This is a genomic window from Mesorhizobium sp. LNHC252B00 (assembly GCF_000502955.1).
In the GTDB taxonomy this organism is placed as follows: domain Bacteria; phylum Pseudomonadota; class Alphaproteobacteria; order Rhizobiales; family Rhizobiaceae; genus Mesorhizobium.
In genome coordinates, this window is the sequence record NZ_AYWO01000001.1 from 155,103 (window position 1) to 178,999 (window position 23,897).

The window sequence follows — 23,897 nt, forward strand, 5'->3', positions numbered from 1 at the left end:
GCCAATCTCTGCCCACCGATAGGTGCTGACTGTCCTGGAATGATTTATTTTTGTTTCCAATAGGTTGCGGCGAACGTCGGCCTGTTTTCGGCGGCGTTTGGGTAGGCCTGAATCATTCCCACTCGATCGTCCCCGGCGGCTTTGAGGTGACGTCGTACACGACGCGGTTGATGCCGCGGACTTCGTTGATGATGCGGGTGGCGGCGGCGCCGAGGAAGGCCATGTCGTAGTGGTAGAAATCCGCAGTCATGCCGTCGACGGAGGTGACGGCGCGCAGTGCGCAGACGAATTCGTAGGTGCGGCCGTCGCCCATCACGCCGACGGTCTGCACCGGCAGCAACACGGCGAAGGCCTGCCAGATGGCGTCGTAGAGGCCGGCCTTGCGGATCTCGTCGAGATAGATGGCGTCGGCCTCGCGCAGGATCTCCAGCTTTTCGCGGGTGATGCCACCGGGGCAACGGATGGCGAGACCGGGGCCGGGAAAAGGATGGCGGCCAATGAAGCTTTCGGGCAGGCCGAGTTCCTTGCCGAGCGCCCTCACCTCGTCCTTGAACAGTTCGCGCAGGGGCTCGACCAGTTGCATGTTCATGCGCGCCGGCAGGCCGCCGACATTGTGATGCGACTTGATCGTCACCGATGGGCCGCCGGTGAAGGAGACGCTTTCGATGACGTCGGGATAGAGCGTGCCTTGCGCCAGGAAATCGGCGCCGCCGAGTTTCTTGGCCTCCTCCTCGAACACCTCGATGAACAGCCGGCCAATGGTCTTGCGCTTCTTCTCGGGGTCCGACTCGCCCTCCAGGGCGCCGATGAAACGGTCCGATGCGTTGACCAGAATGAGCGGCAAATTGTAGTGCTCGCGGAACATCGCCACCACGCCCGCGGCCTCGTCCTTGCGCATCAGGCCGTGGTCGACAAGGATGCAGGTCAGCTGGTCGCCGACCGCCTCGTGGATCAACAGCGCCGCGACGGAGGAGTCGACGCCGCCCGACAGTGCGCAGATGACCTTGCCCTTGCCGACCTGCTTGCGAATGGCCTCGACCGCGTGCTCGCGGTAGGCGCGCATGGTCCAGTCGCCCTCGATGCCGGCGATGTTGTGGACGAAGTTCCTGAGCAGCCGGGCACCGTCCGGCGTATGCACCACCTCGGGGTGGAACATGATGCCGTACATCTTGCGCTCGATGTTGCCGAAGATGGCGAAGGGCGAGCCTTCCGACTTGCCGAACACTTCGAACCCCTTGGGCAAGGAGATGACACGGTCGCCATGGCTCATCCACACCTGGTGGCGCTGGCCAGGGGCCCACAGGCCCTCGAACAGCGGGCTGTCCCTTTCGATCTCGACAAAGGCGCGGCCGAATTCGCGATGGTCGGAGCTTTCGGCGACGCCGCCCATCTGCACGCACATCGCCATCTGGCCATAGCAGATGCCGAGCACGGGCACGCCGGCATCGAAGNTCGCCATGGCTCATCCACACCTGGTGGCGCTGGCCAGGGGCCCAGAGGCCCTCGAACAGCGGACTGTCCTTCTCGATTTCGACAAAGGCGCGACCGAATTCGCGATGGTTGGAGCTTTCAGCGACACCACCCATCTGCACGCACATGGCCATCTGGCCATAGCAGATGCCAAGCACCGGCACGCCGGCATCGAAGACGACCTGTGGCGCGCGCGGGCTGCCGATATCGGAGGTCGAAGCCGGGCCGCCGGACAGGATCACCGCTTTTGGGCTGATGCGCTTGAATGCCGCCTCGGCCGACTGGAACGGCACGATCTCGGAAAACACGCCGGCCTCGCGGATGCGGCGGGCGATAAGCTGGGTAAACTGGCTGCCGAAATCGACAATCAGGACGGTGTCGGGATGATTGGCTGTTTTCATGGCGAGCGTTTAGAGAAAGAAATGAGTCGGCGCAATGGGTTGCGAGGCCTGGCTGTCACTTCGATTCCACGACTTCACCTTCAGCGCCAGCGTCTTCACCCATTGCAGCAGCTTCTCCGGCCGCGAGCGCCCGCAGAGCGCCCATCAGCGCCGTGAACCGCTCCTCGCCAATGCGACCGACATAGCGGCGCTCGATCTCCATCTTGATACGATCGCCGTCTCGCAAGGCATCCAGTCCCTTGCGGGTGTAGCGCACCAGCTTACCGCGGCCATCTTGCGGATCAGGCAGACGCTCGACGATACCTTCCGCCTCAAGGCCGTCGAGCAGTTGCTGGACCGCCTGCTTGGAGATTGCCGAGCGTTCGATCAATGCCGACTGCCGCATGCCTGCCCTGGCGATGTGTCCAAGCAATCCGGCGCGCGCTTCGGTGAACCAGCCGTGACCGGCGGCCCGCATCGCAGTGGCAAAATCGGCCTGCCAGGCACGGCTTGCCTGCCATAGCCGCCAGCCGATGTGATCGGGCGCTTCGGTTTTTTCGTCAAGATGCTTGACCAAATTCAATTCACCCTCTAGATAGTCAAGTAGCTTGACCTTACGTGGCGACCATGGCCGAAGCAATCGCCGAATTCACTCAAGGAGAACAATATGACGGCACTGCAAAAGGAAAGTCTTGCAATCCTCATTCCAGGCATGACCCATGTGCTGGAGCGAAACGGCAAGGAGGCTTACGTCTATTTTGAGAACGAAGGTGCCGCGCACATGCTGCTCGATGATGGCGAGGCGCGCAGCGGTCGCTGGAGGATGCTCGATGACGGCTATGTCACGGACTGGGACACGGGTGTGACAGGGCGCTGGACCCTGCACCATGAACCGGGATCCATCACCTACGTCAACCGCGACAATGCCGTTCGCTTCAGGATGATCGGGGTGCTGTTCGGCAACGCTAAGAACCTGCCGCGTCAGCAGCCCTGAGATCGATTGCGCCCGACTCGATCGCCTGTTCGAGGCGCGTGACGGCGTCTGCCAGCTTCTCGTCGATGACGTGCAAATATTCGGTCCAGTCGCCGACGTGCCTGAGATCAGCCGCGCCGTCGGAAATGCCACGCAGTCCTATCAGTGGGACATCGAACAACTGGCAGGCGCGCAGGCAAGCGAAGGTTTCCATGTCGACCATGTCGGCGGCGATCGCATCATAGGCCGCACCGGTGACGATCGCACCCCCGGTCGATAGCGTCGCTTCCTTGATTCCAGGAATTCGCAGGGGCAGCGGAACCGTCACCGGCAGATCGAGAAACGGCGTCGCCCCTTTCTCGAAACCAAGCGGCGAGGCGTCGATGTCGCGGTAGCTGACCGAGACCGCCTGGTAGATTTCCGTCTGCTCCAGCGTCCGGCTGCCGGCTGAGCCGAGCGACACGACGAGATCCGGCAGCGCCTTCCGCGACTTCAGCCAGGAGAGATCGGCGCCTAGCCTGACGCCGGCCTCGACCGGGCCCACCCCCGTCATTAGTGGCGTGAACAGTTGCTTGAGGTGCGGGCCGTATTCGGCCTGGGCCGCCATGACGAAGAGGACGTCCTTGCCGCCTAGTCGCGCAACGTTGCCCATCGGATCAGCCTTCTATGCCGTCGCGCCCGACCACCGTCATCATCGTTCCGGTCATGGTGGCGATCAGCTTGGCCTCGCCGTCGGCGGCAAAGGCATAGGCCTGGCCGTCGGCGACGATGATGGTGCGGCCGGGTTTGGTCACCGAGCCGCGGAACAGGAAGCGCTCGCCTCGGCCCGGCGCCAGCAGATTGACCTTGAATTCGATGGTCAGCACGCCCGAGTTTTCCGGCATCAGCGAAAACGCCGCATAGCCGCAAGCCGAGTCTAGCGCGATCGAAATGACGCCGGCGTGGAGAAAGCCGTGCTGCTGGGTGAGCGCGGCCGAATAGGGCATCTCGATCTCGATGATGCCGGGCGTCACCAGCGTCAGTTCGGCGCCGATCGTGGCCATCGCTTTCTGACGCGCGAAGGATGTCCTGACGCGGTCGTCATAGTCCGGGGCGGGTACGATCTTTGCTGCCATGGCCGCTGCCTTCCTTTATGCGGATAAGCTTATTGCAGAGGCACTGGCGGCAGGCAAATGCTTTTGCTGCACTGCAGCAATCGGCCTCGTCCGCCTGCAGGGGTTTCACATCCGGCAGGGATTGGCGATCTCCGTTGAGGTTCAGGCCGACCTGCGCAACGCACAGAAGTAAAACCCGTCGGTGCCGCTCAGCGCCGGCGACAGCGAGATGTCCCCTTCGACACCGATGCGTGCGGCTGCCGCGTGGCCGGGAAAACGGCCGTCCCAGAGCGCGCGATGATCGACCGGGACAAATCCGCTGTTGCGGTCGAGGAAGGCCGCGACCTGCTCCCCATTCTCCTCATCGAAGACCGAGCAAGTGATGTAAACCAGCAGGCCGCCCGACTTGACATAGGTTTTTGCCGCATCGAGGATCGTCGACTGCTCACCCTTGCGGGCATCGAGCTGCCTTTGCGTCAGCCGCCATTTGGCGTCGGGACGGCGCCGCCATGTGCCGCTGCCGGTGCAGGGCGCATCCACCAGCACGACGTCCATGTGGCTGCCGAGCGGCGCGAGTTCGGACGGCTTGGTGACGATCTGGATATTGCGGTTTTCCGAACGACGGATGCGGTCGAAGATCGGCGCCAGCCGCGCCTTTTCGGCGTCGTGGGCGAAGATCTGGCCTGTATTGCCCATCGAAGCCGAGAGCGCCAGCGTCTTGCCGCCGGCGCCGGCGCAGAAATCCAGCACCTGCATGCCGGCTTCGGCCCCGGCAAGGGCGGCCACCACCTGCGAGCCTTCGTCCTGGACCTCGAACCAGCCTTTCTGGAAGGCCGGCTCAGCCTGGACGTTCGGATGCCTGCCGTCGCCGTCGATCGGCGGAATGCGGATACCCTGCGGGGCAATTGCCGCGGGTTTCGCGCCGGTACCCGACAGTTCGGCCAGCACCTTGACGCGATCGGCCTGCAAGGTGTTGACCCTGAGGTCAAGCGGCGGGCGTGTCGCAAGCGCCGCTCCCTCGTCGACCCAGGTCGGGCCAAAGGCTCGCTCGAAAAGCGGCGCGCACCAATCCGGTATGTCGGCCCGTATCGCGCCCGGCGCATCGGCAAGCCGGCGTTCGGCAATTGCCTGAAGCTCGGCGGCAGTGAGCAGCGGCGGTGCGAACTTGTCGCCTTCGAGCGCGTCGTTGAGCGATTGCGCGGTCTGGCCCCATTCGAGAAGCAGGGCGCCGAAGCCGATGGCGCGCGGCGTGTCCTCGCCCAAAAGCCAGCCGGCGGACCGCTTGTGGCGCAAGGCATCATAAACGATGTTGCCGATCGCCGCGCGGTCACCGCCGCCGGCGAAGCGATGCGACAGGCCCCAGTCCTTCAGCGCGTCCGCCACCGGCCGGTGGCGCCGGCCGATGTCTTCCAGCACTTCGATGGCCGCAGCCAGCCGTCCGCCCAGTCGCATTCGTCATTCCATCAAATCGAGCACATGATCTCAGCCTGCTCTTAGAGCCTTTCGCGCCTGGATTGAACCCCGCTTCCGCCTGGCGACGACGCGGCAACCCAAACCGAGACCAGCGACCCAACCAGTAAATGTCTCAGGCCGGCGGCAGCAGATCGATCAATAGATCAAAGATCTCTAATATTCGTGACCGGCGACCGCAAGCATGGCACGTGGCGCAATAGCTCTGCTTCCCAAATTTTTCCGTTGAGAATACTCTTGGCGCCATGATTCGCGGCGCAGAAAAGACGGACCGGCGGATCGCTACGAGGAGAGGGCAATGAAAACTTATCTGGCGGAAGTTCTAGGCACATTTCTATTGGTGTTCATCGGTACGGCGTCGGTGGTTACGGGTGGTTTCGGCGGCGCTCTGCCGCTCGGGCAGGAAGGCATCGGCCTGGCGTTCGGCATCGGCCTCATTGCGGCGGCCTATGCGATCGGCCCCATTTCGGGCGCGCATCTCAATCCGGCGGTGACGCTCGGCGTCTTCCTTGCCGGCCGGCTGCCGGCCAAGGACGTCATCCCCTACTGGATCGCGCAGGTCATTGGCGCCATCCTCGCCTCGCTGGCGTTGTGGATCATTGTCTTCGGCCAGGTTGGCGGACACACTGGCGGCTTCGGCGCCAATGGCTGGGACGTGGCCAAATGGGGTGTCAGCTCGGCGTTCCTGTGGGAAGTGATCGGCACCTTCACCTTCGTCACCGTAATCCTCGGCGTCACGGCTGAAAAGCACTCGACGGCGTTCGCCGGGCTGGTCATCGGCTTGACGCTGGCAGGGTTGCATTTCGCCATCATCCCGGTGACCGGCACCTCGCTCAACCCGGCCCGTTCGATCGGCCCGGCGCTGTTTTCCGGCACTGCCGCGATCGGCCAGCTCTGGCTGTTCATCGTTGCACCGTTGATCGGCGGCGCCATCGCCGGCGTCGTCGCCAAGGCGCGTGTCTTCGAGAAGGACTGAGCTTCGGAAGGTTGAATACAAAGACCAGAATACAAAAGGCGCGGGCATCGTCCGCGCCTTTTTGTTAGCGACAGACGCGTCGAATTCTCATCAGCAGCTCGGCCTCAAAGGCGTGATCAATCTCGGCATTTTGGCCAGGATCAGATGCTTTTTGAGAAACAGGTTTTCAGCACGGTCCGAAATTTCTGCATGGTGTTTTCGGTTGTCTGCGCATCAGCAGCCGCAAAGCCCATGACAAGGCCGTTCTGTTTCGTGCCGTGACGGTACTGAATCGACAACGCCGACAAATTGATCCCGTGCTGGAGCGCCGCCTCGGCAATCGAGGTGTCGTTACATCCCTCGCGGAAAATGCCGACAACCTGGATCCCGGACTCGGTGGCGTGGAAATCCAGCCATTCTCCGAGATGTCTCTGTGAGCTTTCCAGGAAGAACTGCCGCCTGTCCGCATAGAGACGCCGCATGCGCCTGAGATGGCGGGTGAAGTGGCCCTCGTTCATGAAGTCGGCCAGAGCGGCCTGGGTAAGCAATGGGGCAAACTGGCCGGTCACGCTCATCGCCGCTACGATCGTAGGGTCGATGACCTTGGGCGCCACCAGAAAGCCCAGGCGCATGGCTGGAAACAGTATCTTCGCGAAGGTGCCGACATAGACCACGCGATTTGACGCGCCGATGCCCTGCAGCGCGGGAATCGGTTGTCCTTGAAATCGGTACTCGCCGTCATAGTCGTCCTCGATGATCCATGAGCGCCAGGTCTCGGCCATGTGCAAGAGGTTGAGCCGCTGTTCCATCGGCATGGTTATCCCGAGAGGGTGATGGCAGGAGGGCGTCACAAAAATCATGCGCGGAATGACAGGCGGTGGATCAAGATCCCACCCTGCATTGCTCACCCGCAGCGGAGCCAGCTTCGCTCCCGCCGAGACGAAGGCCGAACCTGCGCCGTAGTATCCTGGCTCCTCCATCCATACCGTGTCGCCTTCATCGATCAGCAGCCGAGCAAGAAGATCGAACGCCGACTGGGCACCATTGGTCACGACGATCTGCTCCGGGCTGCACTTCACGCCGCGCGAGGCCGTGAGATAGCGAGCTATGGCTTCGCAAAGCGGAGGATAGCCTTTCACATGATAGGTCCCGAAAAGGTCGATATGCGCAAATTTTGCACGGCGACTGAGCAGCTTCGACCAGGTGTTGAAAGGAAAGTTATCCGGGTCGGGCATGCCGGGGTGAAATGCCAGCATGCCGGGCCGGCCATGATGGTAGGGTTGGGCGAGCATGGTCTGCCCACGCAAGGATATCGGGTTCTCGTCCGCTGACGAGACGTGTTCCTGCACCGCCAACCTGGTCGGCAGATCCATCACCACGGAGGGCCTGCGCGGCCGTATGGCCAGGTAGCCTTCCAGCGCCAGTTGGTCGCAAGCGGCAATCACGGTGTTGCGGCCGACGTGCAGGTCCCGCGCCATGACCCGTGTCGAGGGCAGCGCGTGACCGCTCGGCAACACGCGGTGCTCGATCAGGTCGCGCAACTGGACATAGAGCTGCCGATGCAAATTGGCGGGACTCTCGCGGTCCAGCGCAATGCCGTCGATCGGAAAACTGGTCTTCATCGTGGTTCCACAAAATCAGAACGATCTGGTTCTAACAATGGAACCAAAGCAGCCTTAGGCTCAAGAAGAATGCGATCAGGTTCAGATGGGGCTGACCGATGCAAAGCATAAAGGTGGGTGTGATCGGTGCGGGCGGTGTCGCCCAGGTCGAGCACATTCCCAATCTGCTCAGATTGCACCGGCAGTTCGAGATCCTCGGCGTCTATGATCCTTCGCGCAAAGTCCGCGACTTTGTCGGCGACGAGTTCGGCCTCGAGACATTCGCCGATCTAGACCAGCTTCTCGCCATGCCGCTCGACGCCGTGGTCATCGCCTCGCCGGATGCGTTGCACTGGGAACAGGCTCTCGTCGCCCTTGCCAGAGGGCTGCATGTCTTCTGCGAAAAGCCGCTTTGCTATAGCCCCGGGGATATCGACGACTTGATCTCTGCCAGGGATCGCGCCGGGGTGGTGCTTCAGGTCGGCTACATGAAGCGTTTCGATCCGAGCTACGAGGCGGCATTGAAAATGCTGCCGGGCACAGCGCAAACGCTTCGCTACATTTCGGTCGAGGTCAGCGATCCCGACGCGTGGCCGTTCGTGCGGCACCATTCGACATGCCGGGGTGACGACGTCGCGGCGGGGTTGGCTGCCTTGACCGAAGCCAGGCAGCGCGAGCAGGTGAACCGCGCGGTGCCCGGATTGGACGATCCCGACGCGTTTCGTGGCTTTGTCGGCGCCTACTGTTCGGCGCTCGTGCACGACGTGAACGCCGTGCATGGGCTGCTCGATGCGCTCGGCGTCGCGGATGGCGAGATTGTCGGCGCCTCGCTTTTCGCGAGGGGCGAAGGCGGCCACGGCGCCGTGCGGCTGCTCGGCGGCCAGGCACTGTGGAGCATGGCGCATCTGGCCGTTCCGGGGCTCGCCGACTACCGCGAGCGCATCACGCTTTACTTCGATGACGCCGCGCTCGAGCTGGAATTCCCCTCGCCCTATCTCAATCACCAGCCGACGCAGCTGAGCCTGCGGGCAAGCGACGGCCACACCCTCTCCAGCCGGGAGATTCGAAGCGGCTACGAAGAGGCGTTCGTCGAAGAACTGAAAGGTTTCTGGTCGGCGATCGTCGAACGAACGCCGGTGCGCAACACGGCCGAACACGCGCGTCGCGACATGGTGCTGCTGGCCGGCCTCGCGCGGCACCACCTTGGCCAGCTCAAGCAATCAGGAGTTCGCCCGTGAAGGTTCGCATAGGCATCAATCCGATCACCTGGACCAACGATGACGTGCCGGAACTGGGTGGCGACACTCCGCTCGAGGTCTGTCTTCGCGAAACCAAGCAGGCCGGCTATTCCGGCACCGAGCTAGGCGGAAAGTTTCCGCGCCAATCGGCTGAACTGAGGCCTATCATGGCGCGGCACGGCCTTGCTGTGATTTCCGGTTGGTATGATGGCTGCTGCGACGAGAAGGAAGTCGGTGCGGAAATGGATGCGATCACGCCGCATCTCCAGCTTCTGAAGGATATGGGCTCGACCCACGTCGTCTATGCCGACACGTCGCGGGGGCGCCACAATGCCATTTGGGGGCCGATCTCGCAGCGCCCGGCCCTCGGCCCGGAGGAATGGCCGGCCTATGGCAGAAAACTGACCGCGCTGGCCGAGAGGATGGCGGATTTCGGTGTGCGCATGGCCTTCCATCATCATATGGGGACCATCGTCGAGACCGATGCCGAGGTGGGCTTGCTGATGCGGCACACCGGCGAGGCGGTCGGCCTTCTCTACGACACCGGCCATTCGATATTTTCAGGCGGCGACCCGCTGGCTTTGGTCAAGGCGCATGTCAAACGCGTCGTGCATGTGCATTGCAAGGACGCGCGCAAGTCCGTCCTTGATCGTGCCCGCGCCGAGGACATGAGTTTCATGGGCGCGGTCATGGAAGGGATCTTCACGGTCCCCGGCGACGGGTTCATCGATTATCCGGCCATTTTGCGGGTGCTTGCGGACAACGGCTACAGCGGCTGGCTGGTCGTCGAGGCCGAGCAGGATCCAAACAAGGCCAACCCGCTGATCTATGCGACAATGGGATTCCAAAATCTGTCGCGCATGGCCAGCGAGGCCGGATTTACAGTCTTGAAATGATCGAGGCCGCGATGCGGCCTCCAGGGAACCAGTGCTGATGAATGAGACTGGACTGAAGGGGCAACTGGACTGCCGACCGTAATTGCGGCGGCGGAAAACAAACAGGAGGTTATTATGTTTTCGCTTGCGAAATTAATAAAGCCTGCGCTCGGCCTGCTGGCCGGCATTACAATGATGACGGCGGCCACGAGCCTTGCGGCCGCCGACGAAACGCGCGTGGTGTTTGTGACGCATGGCCAGAGCGGCGACCCCTATTGGTCGGTCGTGAAGAACGGCATGGACGACGCAGCCAAGACGCTTGGGGTCAAGGCTGAATATCTGGCGCCCGAAACATTCGACATGGCCAAGATGGGGCAGATGATCGACGCCATCGCAGCCTCGAAGCCCGACGGCATGGTTGTTTCGATCCCCGACGCGGCCGCTCTCTCGGCGCCGGTCAAGAATGCCATTGCCGCCGGCATTCCGGTGATCGTCATCGATTCCGGCGGCTCCAAACTGACGCATGACCTTGGCGGCCTGCTGTTCATGGGCCAGGACGAATTCCAGGCGGGCGTCATGGCCGGCGAGCGCATCAAGGCACTCGGTATCAACAAAGCGGTCTGCGCCAACCATGAAGTAGGCAATTCGAGCCTCGATGACCGCTGTGCCGGTTTTGCCAAAGGTCTCGGTGTCGATGTTCCGGTGATGAACGGCGTCATCGACCCGACCGAAATGAAAAACCGCGTGACCGCCTACATGACCGCTCATGGGGACACGCAGTTCGTTCTTGCAGTCGGCGCCAGCGGTGCCGAGCCGACGCTGGCCGCACTCGATGAAATGGGCCTCGCGGGCAAGGTGAAAACCGGCACATTCGACCTTTCTCCCACGATCCTGCAGGCCGTAGTTGCCGGCAAGATGGAGTGGGGTATCGATGCCCAGCAATATGCCATGGGCTATATCCCGGTCGCCATGTTCGATCTTTGGAAGAAGTACAAGATCGCGCCGATCGCCGACTATCCGACGGGTCCCGGCTTCGTCACCAAGGATACCGCCGCCTCGGTCATAGAACTGGCAAAACTGGGCAAGCGTTGACGGCTCGCGGCCGGGCATCAGCCCGGCCGCCTTCATCGACGAAGGTAGCGCATCCATGACCGCAGAGCTTCGCGACGAGCGGGTCCGCTCCGTCTCCCGCCTGAGCCGCCTTCTGAGCAGGCCGGAACTTGGCGCGGCGGCCGGAACCGTTCTGGTTTTTGTGTTCTTCGCCATTACAGCAGGAAATACCGGGCTTTTCAGCGCCAAGGGCATCATCAATTTCCTCGAAGTCTCGGCCCAGCTTGGCATTCTCGCCGCTCCCGTGGCTCTTTTGATGATCGCGGGCGAGTTCGACCTGTCGGTCGGCTCGATGATCGGGTTTGCCGGCATCCTGATCGCCATCCCTTCGGTGTTCTGGGGCTGGCCGATCTGGCTTTCCCTGCTGTTCTGCTTTGCTGTTTGCGGCTGCATCGGCGCGCTCAACGGGCTCGCCGTGGTCAGAACCGGATTGCCCTCCTTCATCGTGACGCTCGGAAGCCTGTTCATGCTGCGCGGCCTGACGCTCGGCCTCACGCGCGGCATATCCGGGCGAACGCAGGTTTCAGGCGTGCACGAACTGGCCCTGAACGATCCCCTCAACAGCCTGTTCTCGGGACAGGTACTTTCCGGCCCCATCGCCTGGCTTTCGGACATCGGCCTGATCGGCAAACGCGCGGACGGCCTGCCGTCGATCTCCGGCATTCCGGTGTCCATCGTCTGGTGGATCGTCTTGACCTTGGCCTGTACCTGGTTGCTGACCCGCAGCCGCTTCGGCAACTGGATCTTCGCCGCGGGAGGTGAAGCCAATGCCGCGCGCAACCTCGGCGTGCCGGTTGCACGCACCAAGATCACCCTGTTCGTCATGACGGCGATGGCGGCCGCGCTCTTTGCGGCGATCCAGGTTCTGGTCACGGGCTCGGCCGACACGCTACGCGGAACCCAAAAGGAATTCGAGGCCATCATTGCCGTCGTCATCGGCGGCACGCTGCTTACCGGCGGCTACGGATCGGCCGTAGGCGCCATGTTCGGGGCGTTGATCTTCGGCGTGGTGCAAATGGGCATCTTCTACACCGGCATCGACACAGACTGGTTCAAGCTGTTCATGGGTGCCATGATGGTCATCGCGGTGCTGTTCAACAGCTACGTGCGCAACCGCGCCATGAGGAGCCGGTGATGGCCGAGCCCTATGTCGAACTGAAATCGGTCAGCAAGTATTTTGGCTCGGTCGTTGCGCTGAAGGACGTATCTTTCGATGTATGTCTTGGCGAGGTGCATTGTCTGCTTGGCGACAATGGCGCCGGCAAGTCGACGCTGATCAAGACGCTGTCCGGCGTCTATACACCTGACGAAGGTGAGATCCGCGTGCAGGGCAAGCCCGCAAGGTTTGCCTCACCGGCCGATACACGCAACAGCGGCATTGCCACCGTCTACCAGGACCTCGCTCTGGTGCCGCTGATGAGCGTGGCGCGAAACTTCTTTCTCGGGCGCGAGCCGATGCGCAAGTTCGGACCGATCCGGCAGTTTGACAGCGAGTTCGCGAACCGCACGGCGTATGACGAGATGTCGGCGATGGGGATCCAGCTGCGCGATCCCGAACAACCCGTGGGCACGCTTTCAGGCGGCGAGCGTCAGTGCCTGGCCATCGCCCGCGCCGTCTATTTCGGTGCCAAGGTTCTGATCCTGGACGAGCCGACATCGGCGCTGGGAGTCCATCAGGCATCCGTGGTTCTGAAGCTTGTGGTGCAGTCCAAGGCGCGCGGCATCGGCGTCATCTTCATTTCCCACAACGTTCATCACGCCTATGTGGTTGGCGATCGCTTCACCTTGTTGAAGCGCGGCAAAAGCACTGGCACTTACACAAAAAGCGAGATTGATCGCGACCAGTTGCTCAATCTGATGGCGGGCGGCAAGGAACTGGTCGATCTGGAGCAGGAGCTGACCAATCGGCCATAAGCAGCCCGACTTGACGCGCGCCCGACTTGCCTGACAGGCGCGATACATCCGGCATCACAGCTGAAAGGCACGGCGTTCGCCACGGTTAGGAAGCATTCGCATCTTCTGCAATGGCTCGAGTCGCGTTTTGGTGAGGGCGCGCCAGAAAATAGAATGCGGCGATGTGCGTGATCATCAGCAGCGGTACATAGATGATCGGGATCGCGTAGGTGGCGCCCAGCTGCTCCGCATGTGCAGGGAGGCCGACCTGTATCGCGTGGTAATAATCGACGACGAGGTCGGTCATTCCGACCAGGTTGAAGGCGACGACGAGCGGCCAGAAGAGCTGCGGTAGCCTCACCGTGAGCAGCGCCAGCATCGCCAGCACCCCTGTCGCGAAATCGCCATAGGCGGCGAACACGGCGAAACCGGCCGGCAGATCGGGGCTTACGACGCCCGGCAGGATGAACACGAGGCCGAAGAAGCGGAAGCTGTGCAGCGTGGCGATGGCGCGCTGCGCCGCGACCCGGTCCATTGAGCTCAGCCACGGCAACCCGTATGCGCCGAAGCAAAGCAGCCACGCGACATAGCCGAGAACGAGATGGATTTGGAACAGCATTTCGGTGGGCATTTGGCCTCCTGTCAGCAGCTGGTTCACGCAGGCTCCCAGCCAGTCCGGTTACCTCTAGGCCAGCTTTCATAGTTCGACTAGGCGGTGTAATCATCACAGCCCATGAAGCAGAACTACACAGTCCGACACGGTGCGCTGGAGGGGATCGAGGCTTTCCTGGCCGTCGCCAGGCGCCGCAATTTCCGCCGTGCCGCAGCCGATCTCGGGGTGACGCCATCCGCTGTGAGCCAGGCGGTGCGCACGCTGGAAGCCCGCATGGGTGCGGCGCTGTTCGTCCGCACGACCCGAAGCGTCGGTTTGACCGAGGCCGGTCAGCGGTTCCTGGACCGTGCGGGCCCTGCCTTCGAGGAACTCGTCGCGGCAGGCGAAGCCGTACGCGACCTTGGCCAACGGCCGACCGGGTTGCTGCGCCTCTCCGTACCCCGCGCCGTCGTGCCGCTGATCCTGGAGCCGATGATCGCGTCCTTCTGCCGGGCCTATCCCGAGATCGAACTGGAGATCGCCGCGAGCGACGAGATGGTCGATCTCGCGACCGGCGGGTTCGATGCCGGCATCCGCCTCGGCCAGTTCATCGCGCCCGACATGGTCGCCGTGCGACTGACGCCATCGTTCCCGTTCGTGGTCGTCGGCAGCCCGGACTATCTCGAACGCCACGGCCGCCCCGAGCGTGTGGACGACTTGCGCCACCACGCCTGCCTGCGATTGCGCCGCTCGAACGGCGCCCTTGCGCCCTGGTCGTTCGTCGACGGCAACGAGGCAATCGAGGCGATGGTCTCAGGGCCGCTGATCGCGCACGACTATCCGACGTTGCTCGGTGCGGCGATACAGGGCATCGGGCTGGCCCAGACGCCTCGTCCCGTCGCCGCAGGCCCCATAGAACAGGGAAAACTCAAATCGGTGCTGGACGGCGTCGCCGCCACGACGCCGGGCGTTTTCCTCTACCATCCCGGCAAACGCCAGATCCTGCCGAAGCTGCGCGCCTTCATCGATCACCTCAAATACGAGGCGTGAGGCAATGAAGGATGTCGCCCCTGCCCCCTCACGCTGTCTTCTGCGTCACCAATAGCGGCCGCCTCATACGTGCAGTAGTTGCCCGCTCGAACCAAATCTTTCACGGTACAAATATAAGAAATAAATAAGTAAAAAATACCACGATATGAACCGTACCCGTCAAGAATGTTGTTCTTTCAGTACTAAAGCTCACGTTGCATATGAAGAGCGCTAAAATCAAAAGCACTGTGTCAGTCGCTGGAAGCCCCAGGGTTAACCCTCTTCCCGTCAGCAGGCTGGCGGCTGCGACCGCCGGTATTGTCAAACCAATTGTAGCGCAAGCCGAACCCATCGCGACATTCAAGCCGCGCTGCAGCTCATTGTTGAGGGAAGCGCGAACCGCCGAAATGGCCTCAGGCATCAAAACCAGCCCCGCGATCAATGCCCCCACAATACTGTCAGCCTGTGTCACCTTATAGGTAACGAGCGTATTTTCAACACTTGCGGCGACTTGCTCGGCGAGCATGACAATGCCAATCAGCCCGATTAACAGGAGCAGAGTGCTGGCAGAGATGCTTTCGTGAGGGGCAGTCCGCAGCGAAACGCCGTGCGCCTGCCCTTCGACAAAGTCGTCTCGGTGCCGCACAGTCTGCGCGAACACAAAACTTGCATAAAGCAGCACCGAAAGCACGCTCACGAAACCAAGTTGAGCTGCTGAAAATGTGCCAGGACCCGTAGTTCGTGTGTAGGTCGGCAGGATAAGCGTCATGACGGTCAGCGCGGCCAGAACCGCCAGATATGCGCTGGTCCCTTGTCGAACGATTGCCTGCTTGCGATGGCGCCAGCCGCCAAGCGTGAGACACGTGCCGACAACGCCGGTAGATGTAATCATCACCGTCGAAAAGACGGACTCACGTGCAAGCGTAGGGTTGTTCTCTCCATGCAGCATCATGGAAACGATGATCGACACTTCGATTGCCGTGACGGCAAAAGTCAGCACCAACGTACCGTAAGGCTCCCCTATACGCCGAGCTACCGCTTCGGCGTGGTCGAGCACCACGAAAATGGTGATAAACATGATCGCACTCGAAAGCGTTCCGACGAGGATCCTGACGCTCGGCGAACCTTCGTCTACCGACAGCCCGCTGGCTCTGACTGCGACAGCCATCACCAAGGCGGCCAACGGCATCGCATAAGAAGTCACCGATCGCGCGAAACCACTCATTCAGGCCCTGTGCGTTTCTGCGAACCTAGCGGAAAGCCTATACTCACGCCGTCTTCTGCGTCACCAATCCCAGTTCCTCGACCATCGCCTGACGCATCAGGAACTTCTGCGGCTTGCCGGTCACCGTCATCGGCAATTCGGAGCGGAAGCGGATGTAGCGGGGAATCTTGTAGTGGGCGATCTGGCCGGCGCAGAAGTTTTTGATTTCCTGCTCGCTGACGATCTGGCCGGGCTTGAGCACGATCCAGGCGCACAGCTCCTCGCCATATTTGGCGTCGGGAATGCCGAACACCTGCACTTCCTTGACCTTGTGATGGCGGTAGAGGAATTCCTCGACCTCGCGCGGGTAGACGTTCTCGCCGCCGCGTATGACCATGTCCTTGACCCGGCCGACGATGTTGCAATAGCCCTCGGCGTCGATGGTGGCGAGGTCGCCGGTGTGCATCCAGCCGTCGCTGTCGATCGCCTCGCGGGTCTTCTCGTCGTCTTCCCAGTAACCCTTCATCACGGAATACCCACGTGTGCAAAGCTCGCCCGGCGCGCCGACGGCGACGGTGGCGCCATCGGCATCGACCGCCTTGACCTCGACATGGGGATGGACGCGCCCGACCGTCGAGACGCGCTTTTCCAGCGGATCGTCGACGCCGCTCTGGAACGAGACCGGGCTGGTCTCGGTCATGCCATACGCGATGGTCACCTCCTCCATATGCATCAGCGACACCACCTTCTTCATCACCTCGATCGGGCATGGCGAGCCGGCCATGATGCCGGTGCGCAGGCTGGAGAGATCGAAGGACGGGAAGTCCGGATGATCGAGGAGTGCGACGAACATGGTCGGCACCCCGTAGAGCCCGGTGCAGCGTTCCCGAGCCACCGCCTTCAGCGTGGCGCCGGCATCGAAGCCCTCGCCCGGAAAAACCATGGTGGCGCCCTTCGACACGCAGCCCATCGTGCCCATCGACATGCCGAAACAGTGATAGAGCGGCACCGGGATGCAGAGCCGGTCGTCGACGGTGAGCTTGATCGCCGAAGTGACGAAATTGCCGTTGTTGACGATGTTGCTGTGGGTCAGCGTCGCGCCCTTGGGCGCCCCTGTCGTGCCCGAGGTGAACTGGATGTTGATGGCCTCGCCCGGTCTCAGCCCCTCCGAGATGCGGTCGAGGCTGTCATGCTCGTCGCGCCCGGCCATGGCCAGCACATCACCGAAATTGAACATGCCGGGCGAGTTCTCGTCGCCCATGCGGATGACGATCTTCAGCGCCGGCAGTTTTTGCGCCTTGAGTTTGCCCGGCGTGGCCTTCGCGATCTCCGGCGCCAGTGTCTCGATCATGCCGAGATAGTCGGAGGTCTTGAACTTGGCCGCGGTGACCAGCGCCTTGCAGCCGACCTTGTTCAGCGCGTAGTCGAGCTCGGTCAGCCGGTAGGCCGGGTTGATGTTGACCAGGATCAGGCCGATGCGGGCAGTGGCGAATTGCGTCACCAGCCATTCCCAGCGGTTGGGCGACCATATGCCGACGCGATCGCCCTTTACCAGCCCTAGCGCCAGGAAGCCGGCGGCCAGCGCGTCGACCGTGTCCGACAGTTCGCTCCAGGTGAAGCGCTTGTCCTGATCGACGAAAACGGCCGCATCAAGCGTGCCGTATTTGCTGACCGTGTCGGAAAACAGCGCCGGGATCGTCATGTCGAGCAGCGGCACGTTGCGCTCGCCCGAGACATGCGCCTTGCCGTCGACAGGTGCTACGAAAACACCGCCATTGCGCGCTCCGCGTCCGCGCAAACTGGTGGCGCTCTTCAGCTCGTCGAGATGGACTGGCATCGCTCTCTCCTCCCGGGACTGGCCAAACCTATCAGCCCGAGGGCGTGGTGAAAATCCCGCCGAAAGTCGTGTCGAGGCAACGATCCGGTCAACGATGCTTCGGAGACTCGCGCTTGCTGACGAAGCATCAAAACGCAAAAACCCGCCTGGGCGGCGGGTCACTGGCGCAATTCAGCACCATGGCCAAATTAGTAGCATAACTGCCCTCACAAGTCAATGAAACGCTGCCGGCACAAAGGCATCTACATTGCCGGACCGGCCGCCGTCAGGGTTCTTGTCAAGCTGGGGTTCGAAGCCCCAAGGATGTGGCGGGCGGGAAGGGCCGCCGCTATCCGGCCGCTGCCGCTACCTTCACGGCAATGTCGCGCAGGATCGCTTCATCCGCCGCCGCCCGTGTCTTCTTCGAGGCCACGAGACAGGCCTGCGATCGCAGGACGAGGCCATCGCCAAGCACCTTGAGATGATTGGCGCGTAGCGTCGAGCCAGTGGTGGTGATGTCGACGATGACATCGGCCAGCCCCGCGGCCGGCGCGCCTTCGGTGGCACCAAGGCTCTCGACGATGCGATAGACTTGGATGCCATGCTTCTGCGAGAAGAATTGCTGGGTCAGCCGCCAGTATTTGGTGGCGATGCGCAATCGCCTGCCGTGGCGCTGGCGGAAATCGGCGGCGACATCGTCAAGGTCGGCCATGGTGTCGACGTCGAGCCATATGTCCGGCACGGCAACCACGACATCGGCACTGCCAAAGCCGAGACGGGCGACGATTTCGGCGCGGGTCTCCCAGTCAGCGAGGTTCTCTCGCACCAGATCTTCGCCGGTGATGCCGAGATCGACCGTGCCCTGGCCGATCTCGCCTGATATCTCGGAAGCCGACAGGAACACCACTTCGACATTGTCCAGGCCCTCGACGCGGGCGTGGTACTTGCGTTCGTCGCCGGGCAGGCTGACGGCAAGTCCGGCTTTGGCCAGTATTTCCAGCGCCTGCTCCTTCAGGCGACCTTTCGACGGGATCGCGAGCGTGATCATGGCGCCGTCTCCCGCAACGCCTCGATGCGGTCGAGCCAGACGGAAAAGCCGACGCCGGGGATCGGCGTCTTCGCGCCAAGCAAGGTCAGCAGCCGGTCGTAGCGGCCGCCACCGGCCAACGGCCGGTCGCCATTGTCAGCCGCGATTTCGAAAACCAGGCCGGTGTAGTAATCGAGCGGACGGCCGAAGGCGGCATCGTAACGGATGTTTCCGGCCGGCAGGCCATGCGCCTCGATCGCCCTGGCGCGGGCGGCGAACTTCTCCAGCGCGCTATCGAGCGAAAGCCCGCCAGCGCTGGCGAAGGAGGCCAGCGCCTCGGCCGCGCCATCGAGCGGCACGTCGATCGCCAGAAAACCCTTCAGCGCAGCAAAGGCTTCGTTCGACAGCCGCACGCTGCGCAGTTCGGCCTTTTCGATCAGCCGCCGTGCAATGTCGGATGGCGGGCGGCCGGCGGATGCCGACAGCCCCGCCTCTTCCATGCCGCCGGCGATGTGAGCCGAAAGTCCGTCCAGATCACCGTCGAGAACGAGGGCGGCGACCGGGCCGGAGAGCTGACCGTTGCGCGGCGGATTGGCGAGATCTGCGAGTGCCGCCTCAAGCATCGGCGCCGAACCGAAGGCGCGGGCAAGACGCATACGCCAGCCGCGGGGCAGGCCAAGGGAAGCCAGCACAGCCTCGAAAATGGTCTGGTCGCCGAGCGTGATCGCCAGGGCCTGGCCGGGCAGCACCAAGGAAAGCAGCGCATGCGCGTCCGCCAGCGAGCGGGCATCGGCTTCAGCGGTGTCACGGTCGCCGAGGTCCTCGATACCGGCCTGGAAGAACTCGTTGCCGCCCTCGCGACGCTGGCGAAAGACCTCGCCGAGATAGGAATAGCGCCGCGGCGTCCCGGCCTGCGAATTTATGTGGTCGAGACAAACCGGAATGGTGAATTCAGGCCGCAGGCACAATGTCTGCCCCGTCTCGCTTTCGGTCAGAAAGATACGGCGGCGCAAATCCTCGCCGGCCATGTCGAGGAACGGGTCGGCCGGCTGCAGCACCGCGACCTCGACGGCATGCGTGTCGCGGGTGGCGAAGAGGTTGGTGATGTCGGCTGCGATGGCGGGGTAGCGGGAGGTCATCGATCGGATGGGCGCGAGGCACCCCCCTCTGGCCTGCCGGCCATCTCCCCCGCAAGGGGGGAGATTGGCAGCTTGAGGCTCAGCGCCTCTCCTTCAACGCTGGAGATTGGCGAAAGCCCACGTGACATCCGATCTCCCCCCATGCGGGGGAGATGGCCGGCAGGCCAGAGGGGGGTGTTCAAGCGTCACCTTTCGCGCGATCGGCAGCCTGCGCCGCCAAAATCTTCTTCACCTCGGCAACCAGCTCACCCTCCGCGACCGTCACCTGCGCCGGACGGGCGGCGCGCCATTCGGCGTTGTCTGTGATCTCGGCCGACATGCGCGCGCCTTCGATCAGGTCCTTGATCTGCAACTCGCCCTTGGCGCGCTCGTCGCCACCCTGGATGATTGCGACCGGGCAGCCGCGACGGTCGGCATATTTGAGCTGTGCTTTCATGCCGGCGCCGCCGAGGTACATTTCGGAGCGGATGCCGGCGGCACGCAGCTCCGACACCATCTTCTGGTAACGGCCGAGACTGTCGATATCCTTGTCCATCACCAGCACCACGACCGGCGCGATCACGTCCGAGGTGTCGAGCTTGCCGAGGTTCTTCAGCGCGGTCATCAGCCTGGAGACGCCGATGGAAAAACCGGTCGCCGGCACCGGCTCGCCGCGAAAGCGCGAGACCAGGCCATCATAACGGCCGCCGCCACCGACCGAGCCGAAGCGCACGATCTGGCCGTCCTCATTGGGGATTTCCGCCAGCAACTCGGCCTCGAAGACGGGGCCGGTGTAATATTCGAGGCCGCGCACGACGGAACGGTCCATGGCAATACGGTCCTCGCCATATCCGGCCCCCCTGACCAAGGCTTCAATCGTCGCGAGTTCGCCCACACCTTCCTGGTAGACTGCGTTCGAACTGACCATGGCATCCTTGCCGGCCTGTGTATTCCTCGCCGTCGCGAGAAGGACTGCCTCGGCTTGCCCGCTGTTCAACCCGGCGCCCTTGGCGAAGTCGCCTTCGCCTTCCTTGCCGCCATCCCAGCGCCCCGGCCCAAGCAGAAGCCTCACCCCTTCCGGCCCAAGCTTGTCCAGCTTGTCGATCGCGCGCAGCACCGTCAGCCGGCGGCCGGCATTCTCGTCGCCGCCAAGACCAATCGCCTCCAGAACGCCGTCCAGAACCTTGCGGTTGTTGACGCGGATGACGTAGTCGCCGCGCTTGATGCCGAGCGCTTCCATGACGTCTGCCATCATCATCGCCATCTCGGCGTCGGCGGCCACGCCCGGCGTGCCGATCGTGTCGGCGTCGAACTGCATGAACTGGCGGAAGCGGCCAGGGCCCGGCTTCTCGTTGCGGAACACCCAGCCGGAGCGATAGCTGCGATAGGGTTTCGGCAGGCGCTCATAGTTCTCGGCGACAAAGCGCGCCGTCGGCGCGGTCAGGTCATAGCGCAGCGACAGCCATTGGTCGTCGTCATCCTGGAAGGAGAACACGCCTTCGTTGGGCCGGTCCTGGTCGGGCAGGAATTTTCCAAGCGCATCGGTGTATTCGATCAGCGGCTGGTCGGCCGGTTCGAAGCCATAAAGCTCATAGACCGAGCGGATCGTCGCCATCATCTTCTCGACGGCGCGGATGTCCTCTGCGCTGCGGTCGGCAAAACCGCGCGGCAGTCGCGCTTTCGTCTTTTCCGATTTATCGGCCATGAGCTGGATCTTTTTTGTTGGGTAAATGCGGACTTGTTTCAAGTGCGCGTGTCCTAGCCGAACCGGCTTTGTGCGGCAAGGCCGCCGAGGCGCACCCATCTGCACTCTCTCAGAGAGATGGGTGCGAGCGCCCGCCTTCGTTTCAGCCGCCCCTGAAACAGAAACGCACCGAGAATGAAACAATCCCACCATGGGCGCGGCATCGTGCCGACACAATCGCGGTCGATAAACGCGCCGAAATGAGGGGTTCGCGGCGATGACCAGCACAGCAAGATTTCATACCATCGGCAGCGATGCCGGCGAATTGCCCGCACGCTTGCGCCCGGCCGACATCCACGCTCCGAAAATGGTCAGCCAGGCTGCCGGCCCGTTCGAAGTCCCGGCCGACACCGGCAACAGCCCGTCCATGCGCGACGCGTTGATGACCGGGCTGCTGGTGATCTATCCAACAGTGGCCACGGTGGTGGCGATCGTCGCCGGCCTGGTGCTGGCCAGCGCCAACGGCACCTGAGCCTATTTCGGCCGTTTAAAGGCCTTCCGCTGCTTCTCAACCTCTTTGCGGCAGACACAGCCCTCGAGATGGTCGTTGACCAGACCCATCGCCTGCATGAAGGCGTAGACGGTGGTCGGGCCGACAAAGCTCCAGCCGCGCTTCTTCAACTCCTTTGAAATTCGCACCGAGACGGCCGTGGTCGGGTTGGCGCGCAGATGGGCGAGATCGACGATCTGCGGCCGCTCATCCTTGCCGGGTTCGAACTTCCAGAACCAGGCGGCCAGCGAGCCGAATTCATCCACCATTTCGCGGGCGCGCTTAGCGTTGTTGATGGTCGAGACGATCTTGCCGCGATGGCGGATGATGCCGGCATTGCCGAGCAGGCGCTCGACATCCTTGTCGGTGAAGGCGGCGATCTTGTCGAATTCGAAATTGGCGAAGGCTTCGCGAAAATTCTCCCGCTTGCGCAGGATGGTCAGCCACGACAGGCCCGACTGAAAGCCTTCGAGGCAGATCTTTTCGAACAGCCTGTGGTCATCGGCCACCGGCCGTCCCCACTCATGGTCGTGGTAGTGCAGGTAATCAGGCAGATTGCCGTGCCAGAAGCAGCGCGCGACACCGTCGGGACCGGCGAGCAGGCCGGTGTTTTCCTTGTTCATAGGCAAAAATCCGTTCGTTAATATGCTTCTGGGCTGCATTTACTGCGGCTTTACCAGATTCCTGAACCCGGCGGTAACCACACCAAAAGGTTTACTGACACTTGCGCATTTTACGCATTCCGATTCATGTTTCGGTTGCTGCTCGCACGCCAATGATCGCCGAACCGGGAGGACGTTTCCACCCGTTTGTATCAGACGATCAAGGTGCGTTCCGATGAAGACAATTCTGTTTCCCATGCTCGGCGCCATGGCTGTGTTTGCCGCCGGCGTCACGCCCTCGACTGCCGGCGACCGCTATGTCGACAGGCCTCCGGTGATGGTGAGTCCCGACCTTTCCGCCCCTTGGGTGCTGCAGCTCGGCCATGCGCCCGGCATCGTGCGACAGAACCGCCAGATCGTGCAGCAGCAGCCGCGGCTGCGCGCTGCGCAACAGCCCGACCGGGTGCAGACGGCAGCGGTGCAGCCGCCCGCGAAACGTGTTGCCATGCGTCCGCAGATCAACCCGATCTTCCTGCCACAGGAGGTCGACTATGACGGCCCGCAGAAGCCCGGCACGATCGTCATCGACACCACGCAGAATTTCCTTTTCCTGGTCGAGAAGGACGGCAAGGCGCGGCGCTATGGCGTCGGCACCGGCAAGCCGGGCTTCGAATGGTCGGGCACGCACAAGATCACCAACAAGCGCGAATGGCCGGACTGGCGCCCGCCGGCGCAGATGATCAAGCGCGAAGCCGCCAAGGGTCGCTATCTGCCGACCTATCTGGCCGGAGGCACGGAGAACCCACTCGGCGCCCGCGCGCTCTATCTCGGCACGACCGAATACCGTATCCACGGCACCAACCAGCCGTGGACGATCGGCGGCGCGGTGTCGTCGGGTTGCATTCGCATGCGCAACGAGGACGTGGTCGACCTCTATGAACGGGTCAATGTCGGAACCACGGTCGAGGTGATATGATAGGTCTTGCGAATCACTTGGCCGGCAATGCAATCTGCTTTTGCGGGCCAGTTTAGGGATAACGGGGGACGGGTCGTATGGGGATGCGGCCAGTCAGGAAGGGCAGCACGGGAAACCGCGCTGCCCTTTCCGTTTTGATCGGCGTCTGATCCATAACAAAGACGCTTTCGTCCGTACGTCGCGCAAGAGGCATGACGGTTCGCTTTCGTGCTGCCCTTGCCGGTGTTCTTTTGCTATGTC

The 23,897-nt window shown here is 62.6% G+C and carries 22 protein-coding genes and 2 pseudogenes; 10 read left to right on the forward strand and 14 right to left on the reverse strand.

Going from position 1 to position 23,897, the window contains the following annotated elements:
- Positions 1–112: 112 nt before the first annotated feature.
- The 3 genes and pseudogenes from guaA to X744_RS168405 form a co-directional block, all read right to left on the reverse strand.
- A pseudogene (guaA, locus tag X744_RS0135665) lies at positions 113–1,456 on the reverse strand (glutamine-hydrolyzing GMP synthase); the annotation flags it as partial.
- Positions 1,455–1,871, reverse strand: a pseudogene (locus tag X744_RS1000000171300) (GMP synthase (glutamine-hydrolyzing)); the annotation flags it as partial. The pseudogenes X744_RS1000000171300 and guaA, both read right to left, overlap by 2 nt.
- Before the next feature lie 55 nt (positions 1,872–1,926).
- Positions 1,927–2,427, reverse strand: coding sequence for a MarR family transcriptional regulator (locus X744_RS168405; protein ID WP_023756799.1), 501 nt, complete (start codon positions 2,425–2,427; stop codon positions 1,927–1,929).
- A 90-nt stretch (positions 2,428–2,517) separates the two neighbouring features.
- On the opposite strand from X744_RS168405, the gene X744_RS168400 reads away from it, so the two are divergent.
- Entirely contained in the window at positions 2,518–2,844 is a 327-nt protein-coding gene (locus X744_RS168400; protein ID WP_023756800.1) for a hypothetical protein, read from the forward strand.
- Here X744_RS168400 and X744_RS168395 read toward each other — a convergent pair.
- The 3 genes from X744_RS168395 to X744_RS168385 all read right to left on the reverse strand — a co-directional run bounded on the left by X744_RS168395 (position 2,816) and on the right by X744_RS168385 (position 5,369).
- Positions 2,816–3,475 (reverse strand): 5'-methylthioadenosine/S-adenosylhomocysteine nucleosidase, encoded by a 660-nt coding sequence (locus X744_RS168395; RefSeq protein ID WP_023756801.1) that lies wholly within the window; start codon positions 3,473–3,475, stop codon positions 2,816–2,818. The two genes, X744_RS168400 and X744_RS168395, sit on opposite strands and share 29 nt — an antisense overlap.
- Positions 3,476–3,479: 4 nt before the next feature.
- Positions 3,480–3,938: a PaaI family thioesterase gene (locus X744_RS168390; RefSeq protein ID WP_023756802.1), complete on the reverse strand. Its 459-nt coding sequence runs from the start codon at positions 3,936–3,938 to the stop codon at positions 3,480–3,482.
- A gap of 141 nt (positions 3,939–4,079) precedes the next feature.
- Positions 4,080–5,369: an RsmB/NOP family class I SAM-dependent RNA methyltransferase gene (locus X744_RS168385; protein ID WP_023756804.1), complete on the reverse strand. Its 1,290-nt coding sequence runs from the start codon at positions 5,367–5,369 to the stop codon at positions 4,080–4,082.
- Between the two features lie 316 nt (positions 5,370–5,685).
- Between X744_RS168385 and X744_RS168380 the strand changes: the two genes are divergently transcribed.
- The gene (locus tag X744_RS168380) at positions 5,686–6,363 is read left to right on the forward strand and encodes an MIP family channel protein (protein WP_023756805.1); all 678 of its coding nucleotides are present in this window, start codon (positions 5,686–5,688) and stop codon (positions 6,361–6,363) included.
- 140 nt (positions 6,364–6,503) lie between these two features.
- On the opposite strand, the gene X744_RS168375 is transcribed toward X744_RS168380, so the two are convergent.
- Positions 6,504–7,964 (reverse strand): PLP-dependent aminotransferase family protein, encoded by a 1,461-nt coding sequence (locus tag X744_RS168375; protein ID WP_023756806.1) that lies wholly within the window; start codon positions 7,962–7,964, stop codon positions 6,504–6,506.
- Between the two features lie 98 nt (positions 7,965–8,062).
- Here X744_RS168375 and X744_RS168370 point away from each other — a divergent pair, with 98 nt between their 5' ends.
- From X744_RS168370 to X744_RS0135675, 5 genes are all read left to right on the forward strand, one after another.
- Positions 8,063–9,181, forward strand: a complete 1,119-nt coding sequence (locus X744_RS168370; RefSeq protein WP_023756807.1) for a Gfo/Idh/MocA family oxidoreductase — start codon at positions 8,063–8,065, stop codon at positions 9,179–9,181.
- Complete coding sequence (gene iolE / locus X744_RS168365; protein ID WP_023756808.1) at positions 9,178–10,077, forward strand: myo-inosose-2 dehydratase; 900 nt, start codon at positions 9,178–9,180, stop codon at positions 10,075–10,077. The genes X744_RS168370 and iolE overlap by 4 nt, the downstream gene beginning before the upstream one ends.
- A gap of 114 nt (positions 10,078–10,191) precedes the next feature.
- Positions 10,192–11,148, forward strand: a complete 957-nt coding sequence (locus tag X744_RS168360) for a sugar ABC transporter substrate-binding protein (protein WP_023756809.1) — start codon at positions 10,192–10,194, stop codon at positions 11,146–11,148.
- A gap of 55 nt (positions 11,149–11,203) precedes the next feature.
- On the forward strand, positions 11,204–12,301 hold the full coding sequence (locus X744_RS168355) for an ABC transporter permease (protein WP_023756810.1): 1,098 nt from the start codon (positions 11,204–11,206) through the stop codon (positions 12,299–12,301).
- Positions 12,301–13,080, forward strand: a complete 780-nt coding sequence (locus X744_RS0135675; RefSeq protein ID WP_031259482.1) for an ATP-binding cassette domain-containing protein — start codon at positions 12,301–12,303, stop codon at positions 13,078–13,080. Before X744_RS168355 ends, X744_RS0135675 begins: the two co-directional genes overlap by 1 nt.
- A gap of 85 nt (positions 13,081–13,165) precedes the next feature.
- Here the strand turns inward: X744_RS0135675 and X744_RS168350 are convergent, their stop codons facing one another.
- The gene (locus tag X744_RS168350) at positions 13,166–13,690 is read right to left on the reverse strand and encodes a membrane protein (RefSeq protein ID WP_023756811.1); all 525 of its coding nucleotides are present in this window, start codon (positions 13,688–13,690) and stop codon (positions 13,166–13,168) included.
- 102 nt (positions 13,691–13,792) lie between these two features.
- Between X744_RS168350 and X744_RS168345 the strand changes: the two genes are divergently transcribed.
- Positions 13,793–14,701 (forward strand): LysR substrate-binding domain-containing protein, encoded by a 909-nt coding sequence (locus X744_RS168345; protein WP_023756812.1) that lies wholly within the window; start codon positions 13,793–13,795, stop codon positions 14,699–14,701.
- 100 nt (positions 14,702–14,801) lie between these two features.
- Here X744_RS168345 and X744_RS168340 read toward each other — a convergent pair whose 3' ends face one another.
- From X744_RS168340 to hisS, 5 genes are all read right to left on the reverse strand, one after another.
- Complete coding sequence (locus X744_RS168340) at positions 14,802–15,758, reverse strand: calcium:proton antiporter (RefSeq protein ID WP_245266365.1); 957 nt, start codon at positions 15,756–15,758, stop codon at positions 14,802–14,804.
- Between the two features lie 190 nt (positions 15,759–15,948).
- Positions 15,949–17,721, reverse strand: a complete 1,773-nt coding sequence (locus tag X744_RS168335; protein WP_023756814.1) for an AMP-binding protein — start codon at positions 17,719–17,721, stop codon at positions 15,949–15,951.
- Positions 17,722–18,049: 328 nt separating this feature from the next.
- Complete coding sequence (gene hisG, locus X744_RS168330; protein WP_023756815.1) at positions 18,050–18,748, reverse strand: ATP phosphoribosyltransferase; 699 nt, start codon at positions 18,746–18,748, stop codon at positions 18,050–18,052.
- Positions 18,745–19,866 carry an ATP phosphoribosyltransferase regulatory subunit gene (locus X744_RS168325; RefSeq protein ID WP_023756816.1) on the reverse strand — a complete coding sequence of 374 codons (1,122 nt, stop codon included), beginning with the start codon at positions 19,864–19,866 and terminating at the stop codon, positions 18,745–18,747. Before X744_RS168325 ends, hisG begins: the two co-directional genes overlap by 4 nt.
- 178 nt (positions 19,867–20,044) lie before the next feature.
- Complete coding sequence (gene hisS / locus X744_RS168320; RefSeq protein WP_023756817.1) at positions 20,045–21,550, reverse strand: histidine--tRNA ligase; 1,506 nt, start codon at positions 21,548–21,550, stop codon at positions 20,045–20,047.
- Positions 21,551–21,806: 256 nt separating this feature from the next.
- Here hisS and X744_RS168315 point away from each other — a divergent pair, with 256 nt between their 5' ends.
- Complete coding sequence (locus tag X744_RS168315) at positions 21,807–22,061, forward strand: hypothetical protein (protein ID WP_023756818.1); 255 nt, start codon at positions 21,807–21,809, stop codon at positions 22,059–22,061.
- A 2-nt stretch (positions 22,062–22,063) separates the two neighbouring features.
- Here the strand turns inward: X744_RS168315 and X744_RS168310 are convergent, their stop codons facing one another.
- Positions 22,064–22,702, reverse strand: a complete 639-nt coding sequence (locus X744_RS168310) for a DNA-3-methyladenine glycosylase I (protein ID WP_023756819.1) — start codon at positions 22,700–22,702, stop codon at positions 22,064–22,066.
- A gap of 214 nt (positions 22,703–22,916) precedes the next feature.
- Between X744_RS168310 and X744_RS168305 the strand changes: the two genes are divergently transcribed.
- A complete protein-coding gene (locus X744_RS168305) occupies positions 22,917–23,657 on the forward strand; it encodes a L,D-transpeptidase (RefSeq protein ID WP_023756820.1) in 741 nt (246 codons plus the stop codon).
- Positions 23,658–23,897: the final 240 nt, after the last annotated feature.

What these genes read in the sequence shown, in the direction of transcription:
- X744_RS168360 (WP_023756809.1), top strand. Translation starts at nt 10,192, where the DNA reads ATGTTTTCGCTTGCGAAATTAATAAAGCCTGCGCTCGGCCTGCTGGCC.
- X744_RS168380 (WP_023756805.1), top strand. Translation starts at nt 5,686, where the DNA reads ATGAAAACTTATCTGGCGGAAGTTCTAGGCACATTTCTATTGGTGTTC.
- X744_RS168395 (WP_023756801.1), bottom strand. Translation starts at nt 3,475, where the DNA reads ATGGGCAACGTTGCGCGACTAGGCGGCAAGGACGTCCTCTTCGTCATG.
- X744_RS168340 (WP_245266365.1), bottom strand. Translation starts at nt 15,758, where the DNA reads ATGTTTATCACCATTTTCGTGGTGCTCGACCACGCCGAAGCGGTAGCT.
- X744_RS168390 (WP_023756802.1), bottom strand. Translation starts at nt 3,938, where the DNA reads ATGGCAGCAAAGATCGTACCCGCCCCGGACTATGACGACCGCGTCAGG.
- X744_RS168310 (WP_023756819.1), bottom strand. Translation starts at nt 22,702, where the DNA reads ATGAACAAGGAAAACACCGGCCTGCTCGCCGGTCCCGACGGTGTCGCG.
- hisS (WP_023756817.1), bottom strand. Translation starts at nt 21,550, where the DNA reads ATGGCCGATAAATCGGAAAAGACGAAAGCGCGACTGCCGCGCGGTTTT.
- X744_RS168375 (WP_023756806.1), bottom strand. Translation starts at nt 7,964, where the DNA reads ATGAAGACCAGTTTTCCGATCGACGGCATTGCGCTGGACCGCGAGAGT.
- X744_RS168305 (WP_023756820.1), top strand. Translation starts at nt 22,917, where the DNA reads ATGAAGACAATTCTGTTTCCCATGCTCGGCGCCATGGCTGTGTTTGCC.
- X744_RS168315 (WP_023756818.1), top strand. Translation starts at nt 21,807, where the DNA reads ATGACCAGCACAGCAAGATTTCATACCATCGGCAGCGATGCCGGCGAA.
- X744_RS168325 (WP_023756816.1), bottom strand. Translation starts at nt 19,866, where the DNA reads ATGACCTCCCGCTACCCCGCCATCGCAGCCGACATCACCAACCTCTTC.
- X744_RS168345 (WP_023756812.1), top strand. Translation starts at nt 13,793, where the DNA reads ATGAAGCAGAACTACACAGTCCGACACGGTGCGCTGGAGGGGATCGAG.
- X744_RS168370 (WP_023756807.1), top strand. Translation starts at nt 8,063, where the DNA reads ATGCAAAGCATAAAGGTGGGTGTGATCGGTGCGGGCGGTGTCGCCCAG.
- X744_RS168400 (WP_023756800.1), top strand. Translation starts at nt 2,518, where the DNA reads ATGACGGCACTGCAAAAGGAAAGTCTTGCAATCCTCATTCCAGGCATG.
- X744_RS0135675 (WP_031259482.1), top strand. Translation starts at nt 12,301, where the DNA reads ATGGCCGAGCCCTATGTCGAACTGAAATCGGTCAGCAAGTATTTTGGC.
- X744_RS168335 (WP_023756814.1), bottom strand. Translation starts at nt 17,721, where the DNA reads ATGCCAGTCCATCTCGACGAGCTGAAGAGCGCCACCAGTTTGCGCGGA.
- hisG (WP_023756815.1), bottom strand. Translation starts at nt 18,748, where the DNA reads ATGATCACGCTCGCGATCCCGTCGAAAGGTCGCCTGAAGGAGCAGGCG.
- X744_RS168355 (WP_023756810.1), top strand. Translation starts at nt 11,204, where the DNA reads ATGACCGCAGAGCTTCGCGACGAGCGGGTCCGCTCCGTCTCCCGCCTG.
- X744_RS168385 (WP_023756804.1), bottom strand. Translation starts at nt 5,369, where the DNA reads ATGCGACTGGGCGGACGGCTGGCTGCGGCCATCGAAGTGCTGGAAGAC.
- X744_RS168350 (WP_023756811.1), bottom strand. Translation starts at nt 13,690, where the DNA reads ATGCCCACCGAAATGCTGTTCCAAATCCATCTCGTTCTCGGCTATGTC.